This is a genomic window from Leyella lascolaii (assembly GCF_900079775.1).
Taxonomy (GTDB): Bacteria; Bacteroidota; Bacteroidia; order Bacteroidales; family Bacteroidaceae; genus Prevotella; species Prevotella lascolaii.
The window spans coordinates 422,261-434,934 of sequence record NZ_LT556035.1 but is presented as its reverse complement, the minus strand read 5'-3'; the positions used below and the strand labels follow the sequence as shown (position 1 = coordinate 434,934).

General features: G+C 35.5%; 10 protein-coding genes and 1 pseudogene. 10 read left to right on the top strand and 1 reads right to left on the bottom strand.

The genetic code is table 11. The features are described 5' to 3' along the window. Positions 1 to 72 precede the first annotated feature (72 nt). The 6 genes from BN4609_RS03090 to BN4609_RS03065 all read left to right on the top strand — a co-directional run bounded on the left by BN4609_RS03090 (position 73) and on the right by BN4609_RS03065 (position 5,475). Complete coding sequence (locus BN4609_RS03090) at positions 73 to 1,146, top strand: DUF6371 domain-containing protein (protein ID WP_068855228.1); 1,074 nt, start codon at positions 73 to 75, stop codon at positions 1,144 to 1,146. A gap of 139 nt (positions 1,147 to 1,285) precedes the next feature. Continuing rightward, positions 1,286 to 1,594 (top strand): MobC family plasmid mobilization relaxosome protein, encoded by a 309-nt coding sequence (locus BN4609_RS03085; RefSeq protein WP_008151762.1) that lies wholly within the window; start codon positions 1,286 to 1,288, stop codon positions 1,592 to 1,594. Continuing rightward, positions 1,584 to 2,522, top strand: coding sequence for a relaxase/mobilization nuclease domain-containing protein (locus BN4609_RS03080; RefSeq protein WP_068855227.1), 939 nt, complete (start codon positions 1,584 to 1,586; stop codon positions 2,520 to 2,522). The genes BN4609_RS03085 and BN4609_RS03080 overlap by 11 nt, the downstream gene beginning before the upstream one ends. A gap of 34 nt (positions 2,523 to 2,556) precedes the next feature. Next, positions 2,557 to 2,961, top strand: a complete 405-nt coding sequence (locus tag BN4609_RS03075) for a hypothetical protein (RefSeq protein ID WP_068855226.1) — start codon at positions 2,557 to 2,559, stop codon at positions 2,959 to 2,961. A gap of 273 nt (positions 2,962 to 3,234) precedes the next feature. Continuing rightward, positions 3,235 to 3,453: a helix-turn-helix transcriptional regulator gene (locus BN4609_RS03070; RefSeq protein ID WP_068855225.1), complete on the top strand. Its 219-nt coding sequence runs from the start codon at positions 3,235 to 3,237 to the stop codon at positions 3,451 to 3,453. A 3-nt stretch (positions 3,454 to 3,456) separates the two neighbouring features. Continuing rightward, positions 3,457 to 5,475: a phosphoadenosine phosphosulfate reductase domain-containing protein gene (locus tag BN4609_RS03065; RefSeq protein ID WP_068855224.1), complete on the top strand. Its 2,019-nt coding sequence runs from the start codon at positions 3,457 to 3,459 to the stop codon at positions 5,473 to 5,475. 12 nt (positions 5,476 to 5,487) lie between these two features. On the opposite strand, the pseudogene BN4609_RS17100 reads toward BN4609_RS03065, so the two are convergent. Continuing rightward, a pseudogene (locus tag BN4609_RS17100) lies at positions 5,488 to 5,676 on the bottom strand (transposase); the annotation flags it as partial. A 473-nt stretch (positions 5,677 to 6,149) separates the two neighbouring features. Between BN4609_RS17100 and BN4609_RS16385 the strand changes: the two are divergent. The 4 genes from BN4609_RS16385 to pglZ are packed head-to-tail and all read left to right on the top strand — an operon-like array spanning position 6,150 to position 12,665. Beyond that, complete coding sequence (locus BN4609_RS16385; protein WP_164071556.1) at positions 6,150 to 6,395, top strand: hypothetical protein; 246 nt, start codon at positions 6,150 to 6,152, stop codon at positions 6,393 to 6,395. A gap of 2 nt (positions 6,396 to 6,397) precedes the next feature. After that, the gene (locus tag BN4609_RS03060) at positions 6,398 to 6,835 is read left to right on the top strand and encodes a hypothetical protein (protein WP_068855223.1); all 438 of its coding nucleotides are present in this window, start codon (positions 6,398 to 6,400) and stop codon (positions 6,833 to 6,835) included. A 10-nt stretch (positions 6,836 to 6,845) separates the two neighbouring features. Next, on the top strand, positions 6,846 to 10,253 hold the full coding sequence (locus BN4609_RS03055; protein WP_068855222.1) for a DUF6079 family protein: 3,408 nt from the start codon (positions 6,846 to 6,848) through the stop codon (positions 10,251 to 10,253). Positions 10,254 to 10,256: 3 nt separating this feature from the next. Next, positions 10,257 to 12,665, top strand: coding sequence for a BREX-4 system phosphatase PglZ (gene pglZ, locus BN4609_RS03050; RefSeq protein WP_068855221.1), 2,409 nt, complete (start codon positions 10,257 to 10,259; stop codon positions 12,663 to 12,665). The last annotated feature ends 9 nt before the right edge of the window (positions 12,666 to 12,674 follow it).

Sequence of the window (12,674 nt, the reverse complement as noted above, 5' to 3'; positions counted from 1 at the left end):
TGCACATTTTCGCAACCGAGGGGTTTGTGAAGTTGCGAAAATGTGCATAGTAACATCCAAACAGAAAGAAAAATGAACTACAGATTCACATTAGAACCATACAAAGGTGTCAGCACCCGGCACACATGCCCGAACTGCCACCGCAAAAGTTGTTTCGCCAAATACATCGATACGGAAAAACAAATCAGCTTTCCTGACTATGTAGGGCGATGCAACCATGAACAAAAGTGCGGCTACAACTATACGCCCAAAATGTACTTTGATGAGAATCCGATTGCCAAGGAGCGATTGAGTGAAGAGTTTGTACCAGTGTCAAAGCCACGCATCAGTCTCCCTCCTGCGCCATCCTTCATTGAGCCCGAAATTATGAGGCAATCCCTGAAGCTTTATCACACGAACAAGCTGTTTCAGTTCCTGAGTTTCCATTTCGGACAGGAGGCTACCGAAGAGCTGATGTTGCGCTACCATGTAGGAACCTCGAAGCATTGGCCGGGAGCTACGGTCTTTTGGCAGGTCGATATTTCCGGACGTGTACGCACCGGAAAAGTGATGCTCTACAATCCTGGAAGCGGAAGACGGATTAAAGAGCCGCACAACTACATCACGTGGGTACATTCCCTTTTGAAGAAAGAGAATTTCAACCTCCGGCAATGCCTGTTTGGTGAGCACCTTTTGTTTTCCGACCAACAGCGTCCGGTTGCCCTTGTGGAGAGTGAGAAAAGCGCTTTGATATCCAGTTTCTATCTGCCGCAATACCTCTGGATTGCTTCGGGCGGAAAGAACGGTGCGTTCAATCAGGATGCCATGAGCGTATTAAGAAACCGACGTGTTCTGCTCTTCCCCGATCTGGGTGCAACCGACTATTGGAATAGTAAAATGGAGATGATCCGAAGCCTGGGAATAGAGGTTTCTCTCTTCGATTTTATGGAAAGAAACGCAACAAAAGAAGAACGGGATGCGGGTTATGACATTGCAGATTTTCTGCTGAAAGAAGAGACAAAGGAAGCAATTTTCAATCGTCTTATCACGTTGAATCCGGCCTTGAAAACGCTGGTCAAGACCTTCGATTTACGGCTTGTCAATGTGGAGAAAGCACCGCTTTCAGCAACGGTTCAACATACTCGGAAAGGACTTTTCAAACAATGACTTTCAGATGTCTGATTCTCTTCTTTTTCACTGGAGCAAGTTTATGCCGGTGTATTACATTTCCCGGCCACTTGCTCACCTCAAAAGAAGGTGAGACGGCTCCCGATGGTCACAATTATTAATCTCAAAAGCAAATATTATGGACAAGAAAAATACAGTTACAATCCGTCTTACAGACGAACAATTCGGCTGGCTCAGAGCACTCAGCCGGCGCAGTAAACGCAGTCAAAGCGAAGTAGTGCGTTCACTCATTGAACACGGTACGGTGCGCGAACGGATTACGAGAGAAAATCTTGACATCATCCGAAAACTGATTGGCGAAAGTACGAACCTGAATCAGCTTGCCAAACGAGCCAACGCTTACGGTTTTTATCGTGTGGCCGATGAGTGCCGGACCGTCACCCAGCAGATTTCTCAACTCATAAAACAACTCAAGGATGATAGGTAAGATTGTCAAGGGCACATCGTTTTCCGGGTGCGTAAACTATGTGCTGAAAGAAGATAAATCACGCCTGCTGAAAGCGGTTGGTGTCTACGGTTCACCTGAAGAAATAGCGGAGCAATTCGAGTTGCAGACTTTATTGAATGACAAGGTCAAGAACAAGGTCGGCCATATATCATTGAGTTTCTCTGCAGAAGACGGGGACCGCATCCGTGACGATGATGGACTGATGCTGAAAATTGCCCACGACTATATGAAGCTGATGGGAATCGAGAACACGCAGTTCATCATCGCCAGGCATACCGACCGTGATCATCCGCATTGTCACATCGTTTACAACCGGGCGGATAATGACGGCCGCACCATCAGCGACAAGAACGACCGTTACCGGAACGAAAAGGTCTGCAAGATGCTGACAGCCCGTTACCGTTTGCATTTTGCCGAAGGAAAAGAGAATGTCAATTTCATGCGGTTACGTCGTCATGACAAGGTAAAGTATTTTATCTATCATGCCTTGAAACGAGAAGTTCCGAACGCCCGAAGCTGGAGTGAGCTGCGACTGGCCTTACGGAAGTACGGAATTGATACGCAATGGAAGCTAAGTCGCACGACCGGAGAGATGCAAGGTGTCAAGTTCACATGTGACCAACTGACCTTTAGCGGTTCAAAGATTGACCGCCAGTTCAGTTTCCTGAACATCGACCAGGAATTGAGATATAACGCTCTTTCTGCTACCGTGAGCCAACGTCAGGAACAGGCAGAGACCATACGCGAGGAACCTCGGCATGAATACCAACAGGAGAATCATTCCGGTATCAGTCTGGGGTTGTTCACTCCCTCTCCTACGGATTATGATACAGAGGAAGCGATACAGGCCAACCGGCTTAAAAAGAAGAAAAAGAAACCGAAACGCAAACGAGGTTTCAGTCTATAATCAATTTTTATTAACCATCAAAATTCAATTTATTATGAACTATTCCGACTTTATTTACGATTTTAATCTCTATTTGTGTGAGAGATTCGGTTACAGAAACTGTTGTTCCGTTATGCACAACGCCAATGGCATTTGTGTTTCCGTCCATGTTGGCGAAATGGATTTATACATCCGTTTTTGGGAATACAGTTGCGGCGTTGGCAGCATTCCCGACTGGAGCATTATCATTGTGCGCAGCAACTTCAAACGAAACCAACAGGAGAACCTGAAAGACCTTGCTAGCTTCTTCAAGGAGTATGCCCCACGCTATGGTTACAAATACCTCTGCACCGAAGATGATGACTACAAGTATTATCAGACCCTTGGCCTGAAACTTATCCACAAAGGCTTTTTCAGACAATATAATTATGGATTGCCGTTGAAGGAGTTAGAGGTGTAAGAGAATTTATAAGCATTAAGGAAGAGATCTTACTCTTTCTTAATGCTCTTTATAATTATTGTCTTTGCGGAACTAAAAGAGTTTCTTAATATAATGTTTACACAAAAGATCTTATAATACAAATTAAGAATGGTGTGAATCGTATTATTTCATTTAATTTGGCGAAATTCTCTATTTTATAGAGATATTTCTCTAAAAGTCACTACCTGATAGAATAAAAAGACTAATTTTGTAATTAAATTAAAGGCTGTATAAACTAAAAGCCATAGATGTATGCAAGAAAAAGACAAAAATATAAATAGAATAAAGGCTGTACTCGCAGAAAAAAATAAAACGAGTAAATGGTTAGCATGTCAATTAAATAAAGATCAGACGACGGTTTCAAAGTGGTGTACAAACACTTATCAACCTAGTTTAGAGACTTTGGTTAAGATTGCAAAGTGTTTGAATGTTGATGTGAGAGATTTAATTATAAAAACTGAAACCGAATAGTTTATGTATAAAATTGAATGGGATAAAGAAACCGGAGGAATTGTACTCAAATCTTATGTGACACCTGAAACTTTAGGAATATCACCACGTCCTGTGTTTTGGGAAGAATTGGATTTGTTAAAATTAAATGAACTAGGATGGGTCTATCCTCATAGTCAAGAGCCTTTATTGTGGGCATGCAACAAACAATATTACTATCGAGGGGAATATGTATTTGAAGTAAAAGGTGGTAATATCTACGATTCTGCCACGGTTATTCTACAGCAAGGTAAAGAACAACTTAGAATTCAACCTGTAGATGTCAAAGAGATGCTTTACCGTAACAAGGATTTTCTGTTTCTTCTTGAAAGTGAAGCTATAGAATTTATTCGTGATACATATCTACAATATGCATCTGCCAATCGTAGTACCGAACGCGTTGCTTCCAATCAACTTGATTATAATATGCTACTTGCAAGAGCAGAAAAACGTAGCAAGAAAAAAATGGCTATCATAAAAGAGGATTGTGACAGTTTTGATATTGTACCAATAGAAGTTGCAGAAAATGACGGTAAACGTATATATCATGCAACTAAGATAGATCGTTTTCTTGCCTCATTCTCTGGAGGGAAAGACAGCCAAGTAGTTCTTGATCTCTGTACACGAGCCATTCCTTCAACCGATTTTGATGTGATTTATAGTGATACAGGATATGAATTACCTACATCATTAGACTTGTACAAACAAGTTCAAAATCATTATACGTCTTTATATCCAGATTTGAAGTTCTCGATTGCTCGCAATCATGCGTCAGTTCTTAGTTATTGGGATAAGATTGGAACTCCAAGTGATACTCACAGATGGTGCTGTTCCGTTATGAAAACAGCCCCACTATATAGGATGCTTAAGATTGAAGGGACGAATAAACAAGCCCGAGTTTTAGCTTTTGAAGGTACAAGATCAGAAGAAAGTGTACGTCGTTCTAAATACAAACGTATTGGTAAAGGTGTAAAACATGATGTCGTAATTAATGCAAGACCTATTTTAGAATGGAATACAACAGAATTTTTTTTGTACTTATTCAAGTATAATCTATCAATAAATACAGCCTATAGAATAGGTAAGCCACGTGTTGGATGTTTAATTTGTCCTTTTTCTTCCGAATGGGATGATATGATTGTCAATAAAACTTTTCCAAATGAGCTAAAACCTTTTTTATCTCGTCTTGAAAAACTTGCTATTTCAAGGAAGATCCCCAATTGGGAAGAATACATCAAGGGGCACAAATGGAAACTTAGAGCTAGTGGTAAATTTATGCAAACTAATTCAAAAGTTGTATTTAAACAATCTCCAAATGAATTAATTGCAAAAGTCGAAGGAGAACAACAAAATTTTGCTATTTGGATAAAAACACTAGGTAAATGTCATATAAAATTTGATAATAATATAGCAATTGGTGAATTAAAGTATAAAGGACTAATATATACATTTGATATTTCATATCATAGTTCAGATAAAAGAAATTATACAATACATTTTAAAAATATATCTGATATTACGCTAATTGGCTTATTAAAAAGAGTTTTATATAAAAGCACTTACTGTGTTCAATGTGAGGCTTGTGAAGTTGAATGTCCGTCTGGTGCATTAAGCGTATACCCTAAAGTCTCTATAGACAGCACAAAATGTGTAAATTGTTTTAAGTGTTTAAATTTTCATAACAAAGGCTGTATAGTAGCCGATTCTTTAAGTATGACACAGAATGGTAATGAAAAATTAAATGGTATCAGTGCATATGGTACCTTTGGATTACGTGATGAATGGCTCAATGAATTTTTTATTAGTCATAAAGATTTTTGGTTAAACAATTCCCTCGGTAAAAAACAAGTTCCTTCATTTAAGAATTGGTTGAAAGATTCTGAAATTATTGACACGAAAGGAACAATAACACCATTAGGAGAAAAATTGTCTCAGTTATATCAAGATATGCCAGATGTTGTATGGGAAATTATTTGGATTAATCTATCTTCAATAGTTCGTTAAATTTTCCAGGCCCTAAGCGGCCCTGGCAGTAAATAAAACCAGTTCTTTGAAAAGTTTGTCAATAACTTGTGAGTCCGGTTGCAGACCGAACACGCAAATAAATCGATTGAGCATATAAGCGTTATGGATGATCGACTTGCAGGATGATATTGAGAACGGTATTCCCAGTTCCTTGCAGGCGACCTTGGCGATATTGATGCTCTAAGTTACTAATAATCAGCGACTTATGCAATACTTTTATTGCCTAATTATCAATATTTTAGACAATTTTTCAGAGTCTTTTCTAGACCTTTTACAGCTTGCTCAAGCGATAGTTATTGACAGTATTTCAATGAACTTTTATATAGTGAAACCGGATAGCCGGCTTCAAATGTTTAACTTTTAGCGCGGTAAATTTTTACCGAAGTATTGTATCTTATAATTCACCATTAATTAAATGGTTTGTTAATAATATAAATATAGGAACTGTATTCTCAAAAAAAATACTACAAAGTATTTATGAAGAACAGTATAGCGAAGGTTATACAACTTTTAAATATTCATTAGATGCTTTATACAATACTTTTGTATCATCTCCTATAGGAAAAATTTTTCAGCAAAAAGAAGAGCTTACTAAATTTGAAGATATCAGAAATCCTCATAATAACATAAGTGACATAGCAGTTGCTTATTCCTTGTATAAGTATGGTGAACGACATTACTTAAAATCATTTCGAATAGATGATTTATATAACAGTAATGATGGAACGGGAATATTTATTGAATTTGGCCTTGATAAGAATATTTTGGATAAGGCTTTGAGGACTTTAGATTCTTCCACTCCTAGAGTTTTAGTAGCTGAATTAAATATGGGACTTGACAACATAACTCTACTGGATGATTTAAATTCAACTCAAATAATTTCATCATTAACAGATTAAGAATGGCATCACTTCTTAAAATAGGATATTATTCTACAATGATTAATCAAATGAGGCAAGGTCCAAGTTGCAATGGAAAACGAAATAAGGCAAAACCCTTGCTATTATGGACCATTATATCACTAGTAGAAAACAATATTCTTAAAAAGAATATAATTACATTAGAGTTTCTTGAAGACCGATATTATAAAATCCTTAATGATTTTAATGTTCCAAGAACTGTGATTATTTATCCATTCTTTTATCTTAAAAATGATGGCTTTTGGCATCTTAAATGGAAATATGATAAAGAAGCGATTATACAAACACCTACTTTTAAATTCATCAATGATAATATAGATTATGCATATTTTGATGAAGACTTTTGGATTTTGCTTCAAGAAAATAATGCTCGCGAGAAAATAAAAGAAGTATTAATTAAAATGATAACAAACGATTAATGCTATAGCAATGAAATATTCTGATTTTATCACAATACGGGAATCAAAACCGGCATATAATATTAGTAACGAAGAAAAAGGGGAATGGGAAACATTCATTCCCAATGCACAGTTCAATGAAATATTACGTAGAGTTATAAGCGCTGTACGCAATAACGATCAAGATGCACATAAATCATTTTGGATAGACGGAACATATGGTACAGGTAAAAGCCATGCAGCCGCTGTCATTAAGCATTTACTATGTGACAATGTAGAAGATATTCGTGAATATGTAGATGTAGAATATGCAGCTCATCGCTTTGATTTACTACGCCAATCTATATACGATTTACGACAAACAAAGCGATTATTCCCTGTTAATTTATACGGTCCAGAAGGTATTTCGCGAAAAGAAGATTTCTCTCATAGATTGCAAAGTGCCATTAAAAAAGCATTAAAGGCTGCAGGAATAACAAGCTTTTATGTAAAAACTGATTTTGACGATTACGCAAACCATGTAGAAAGTGAGCCTGCATTTTGGGAAGATATTATAGCGCAGAGTCCTAAATTGGAAGCATATACCCCAGATGTTAAAACACTTGCCTCTAAATTGCGTTCAGCAGATACTTCAATTCTTACGCAAGTAAAAGAAGCCTTAGCTGAGCGACGTATGGATATTAGATTAGACAGTGCGAATATTTGTGATTGGTTTTTTGAAATACAAGATAAATTAGCTGAAAATACAGATTTTAGCGGATTACTTATCATTTGGGATGAGTTTACGGATTTAATGAAATCAGATATTGGTCCAAGTTTGCTTGTTGAATTGCAGAATATCACAGAACGAGCAATGGAAACCTGTAATAATAGCTACTTCTTCTTTATATCCCACCCTTCAGCTCTAAATAAACTTGATGCTCAGGAACGAACTAAAACAACAGGGCGCTATCATTATATGAAGTATAATATGGAGACCGTTTCAGCCTTCAAAATTATGTCAAGAAAGTTCAGAATAATAAATACTGAAGGGTATAATACGCTTACAGCAGACTTTTTCAATAGCCATGAAGGCATGTTATCACGTTATGCTAAAGATAGCAATAATGTTGAAGATACAATAAAAGATTTAAGTAACTTATTTCCCATCCATCCAGCGACCGCTAATTTAGCTACATACTATGCGCGAGTTGTAGGATCGTCATCTCGAAGCGTATTTGAATTTATTGGCGCTAACCAAGCTATCAGAGATTTTTTAGATAACGAAGAGAAATTTGCAGACCATGACACTATAACTGCAGACTATCTTTGGGATTATGTTCTTGAAGTTTTTAATGATGATCATCTTCGCTATGGCGCAGTGACGGAACGTTTTAATTCTTATAAATTACAAGTACAGAATCAAGGGATTGATACATTTGCCGTTTTCAAAGGAATATTATTACTCAATGCTCTCAATAATGTTGCAGGAAATGAGACTGTTACGCCAAGTGAAGAAAATGTAAAAAGTTTATTTGAAGGAACAAATATTGAGTACAAAATAGACCAAATATTAGATTGGTTTAATGACAATAGTATTATTCAACGAGCTCCTGGTGGATTATTTTCAATCCAATTCTCGGCATTACCTCCGAAAGAAATCGAGGAGATAAAGTTAGAAATGAAAGCTCAGTTTAAATATACATCTCAAATAGTTACTTATGGACAAGAAGTTAAAAAGGCATTTGACATGCTTACATCTAATGTTAGTCGTCCATTAAGCATTAATTACTATTCTTTATATGTCAATGAAGCTGCTTTACTTCACCAAATTGAAATAGAACTTGAAAAAGCTCAGAGTTATGAACTTTTTCTGGCGATAATGCTTGGCCGAAATGATAATGAAATGAATGAATTGAAAAGCATTGCATCTCGGGCTACAAATGATGAGCGTTTTACAAATGTTGTATTTATGGTATTTGATTCTACTTTTGGAGACAATAATTATGAACGCTTTATAGAATATATGGCAAATGCCCAATGTGCAGCTAGACATAACTTGGCAGATCAACGAACGGCTCATGACAAAAATGCGCAAGCGATGATTGCCGATTGGATGAAGGATATACGACGTGGAAATTTTACTGTATATGTCAAAGGAGAAGTAGAAATGTTTTCCACAATGAAACTTGCTACAACTTTGAATGGAAGTATCTCTCCTTTAGTATTCAATTGTGGTGCTGAAGCTTTAGATTTATTACGAACTCGTGCCCCAAAAACATTCTGGAAAAATCAGCAAGCTAAAGAAACAGCTAAAAACATATTAATGTTCAATACACTTGATGAAATTTTAAGTAAGGCAGCAGGTCCTGCTATGCCATTAAAATTTTTATTCCAAGATGCTGTAGACGATAATTTGAACTGGAAAGATGATGTTGATAAGCATCATCCACTATATTTGGTATATGATTTTGTAAATAGAAAAATAAAGAATGCAGATAAAACAAAAGAATTCAATTTAGCTGAGAAATTTATAGAATTAACACGTCCGCCATACGGCTTATTCCCATCATATGCAGGCATAGCTATGCTTGCATTTGCAATGCGTCCATGGACCAACAAGATATATTCTACAGATGGAAAGCCTCGCCAACCTCAACATCTTGTAGATGATGTTATTGAGACTTTTAAAGCTTGGGAAAATGGGAAATCTAGTAATAAAGTGACCTTTACGTTTGAAACAAAAGAAGCTGGTCAATTAAGTAAATATTTAATAAAGCTATTTAAGCTTAGATCATTGAAAACTTATTCTGATATTAGTAGTCTAAAAGATGCTCGATGGGCTATATCTCATGAATATACAGCAGAAAAGGGATATCCTCTTTGGTCGTTAAAATATATTCCAGAAGTAAATGAAGACTTACAATCTTTAATTGATAATATTGTAAAAATTTCACTTGATGCCAATATTAATAAAAACCCGGCTTTAATGAATGAGACTTTAGAGTTACTTGGCCGTTATGAATTTGAGTTACCAATGTTACTTAACCGTAACGGTGCATTCAAAGAAGGATATTACAATTTTTTAAAATCAGATAAAGACGTAGCACTTGATGATAAACATATTGAAGAAGCTGCAATATATATCAAACAACACTTGCAAGGTGAGGTTGGTCTCTGGTCTGAGAATGAGGTTAATATGCAACTACTACGTTGGAAAGCCTCACTTACTCCCAAGCCGACGTTAACTCCGCAGCCAATCCCACATAATCCATACCCCTCAACAGTATCTTCACCAACAGCGGGTTATAATAATACACAAGATTCATTGTCTTTAAAAATGGGAGAAGCAATGGAGCATATAAAGCAAATTGACACACTAACTCAAGCTCAACAAATTTTGGAAGAACTTTGTAAACTTGGGTATGACGATATTCTTAATATCATATTGAAAAATTAATATATGAATAAAGATTTCGACAATATCAATGATCTAATAGAAGAAGTAAAACAAGATAAAGTTGCCCAAGGGGCTAATTCTTCTATGTTGAACCGCTATCCTGTTCGTTTTGTTCTATTTGACAATTTTTCTGATTCAAAGAGTTTTGTTAGTGAACTGATTGAACTTGGCGTAACAAAAATGCAAAAGATTATAGACTGGATGGACAAAAATAATCCAGATCAGATGTTGACATATACCAATCTTACAGAAAGGATTAAAGACTATATTGAAACCAACAATGATTCTGATAGCATTATTGTTCCATTTTCTGAGCTTGCCAGATTCTATGATAATCATTCAGCTAAAGAGTTTGACGCATTAGTGGCAACTATTAAGGGAATACAGACGTCAATTAATGGATTTCAACACCATCAACGTATCTATATTCCTATGATAGGTCAATATGGGAAAATGTCGAAATTCTTTACAGACTCTCAATGTATAATGTGGCATCTTTCTTCATCTAAACAAGATGAAGAAGGATATCACATGATTCTTACCCGTAGTACATATAACGTCAAAGGGCTAGAACATTATTTTACTATTATTCCTAGTATTACAGATTGGCTTAAAGTGTGGCGTGACGATGAAGCGAAGTCTAATATTGTGAGTACTTCTAAGAGTATCTTTGCTTTTTCGGACAATGCACAACCTGATAATGCACTAACATATACTATTTGCTCAAATGCATATGAATTTCTAACTAAGGGACTTCATTTGGATTTTGGTGATGTAATTTACCATAAAGAAGATGAACCCTATTGGAAAAAATTAGCAGGAGAAATAGAATATAAGAACTTTTCTTTTGAGAAGTTCTTTAATAAATATTTTGATATATATGATCTTACAGATTCTTCTATATTCATGAAAACATGGTTTGAAGATTCTGACCATTTTAAGCATTGGTTACTGATTACGTATTACACTAAAAAATTCTGTAATAAAGGATATTTATGTAAAATACTTAAAACTTGTCATTCTTATAGTAATCAAGAATTGATATCTGCCGCAGCTTTATCAATCTTTGATATGGAATCTTCTGAAGAATTATTAGAAGAGCGGTTAATAATCTTACAATATGCTAGAAAGAATAAAATCTTTTTATCCATAGATGAAGACGATAAATTATATAAAAAAATAGAGAACATATCCATAGAACAAGGATATGAAACTGCTATAAAATATATATCAGGATTTTCAATTAAAGAAAAAGAACTATTAATTAAATGGGTTGCAAACAATCATATTTCAATAAACCGATTAGAAGAATTATTCCCTGAGCTTTGTTATTATATGGCTAAAAGTATTGGTATAAGTAATAATCAGCAAAGATGGGTATTAGATTATATAGATGCATATAAACGAGCCAAATTATCTAACCAATATACAGTTGAAGTTCAACAATATATAGAAGAGCATAATTCCAATGCTGTGTCATTCTATACATGGTATAACCAATTTCGTACTGTACGAACAGAACTTTCAGGAAGAAAAGATATTGACATATATTATTGGATAGACGGTTTAGGGGTTGATTGGGTTCCATTTATAGTACAACTCATTGAAAAATATAAAAATGAAGATGTATTTGTGAATGAAGTGATTATAGCACGATCTTTATTGCCTACAACAACAGCAAATAATAAGGCAGAACTATCTAAACTTGCTGATAACAATCTTTCAAAAAAAGGAGACCTTGATTCTTTTGCACATAAATGTTCTCCATATCCTAAACGTATAATTGAAGAAATGAAGATTGTAAAGTCTGCGGTGGAAGATATTATAGGTGAACATGCCGGTAAAAAAATAGCCATCGTTTCCGATCATGGTTTGTCCTATCTTTCACAAATTCGTCCAGGTTACAACATTGGTGGAATAAAACCAGATCATTCTCGAAGATGTGGTTATAAAAACAGTTCTTCTCTTACGCAAGATGAAAAATACATCATTTTGGATGATGAAAATACAATTTGTGCTCTTCGACATGAATCGCTAGCTGCAAAAATAACAGAAGGTCAAGGTTGCCATGGAGGTTGTACTCCTGAAGAAGTATTAGTACCGATTATTATCATTTCATCTCAACAGAAAGCTTCTGAATATACAATCAGCTTAATTGACAATGAAGTAACTGGGAATAATCCTATACTTAATTTCCACATTAAAGGAGTAACAAGCTTAGAAATTCCTAAACTAATTTATAACAAAATTGGATATAATCTCAATGATATTGGCAATAACAAGTTTGTATCCGACAGATTAAATCTTCAGCAAGGAATAGATGAAATAGAGATTCGTATAGGAAGTTTCTCTCAGAAATTTAAAATTAAAATTAATCTTGGTGCCGAAGAGGATGACCTCTTTGACCTTTAAACTATCAAA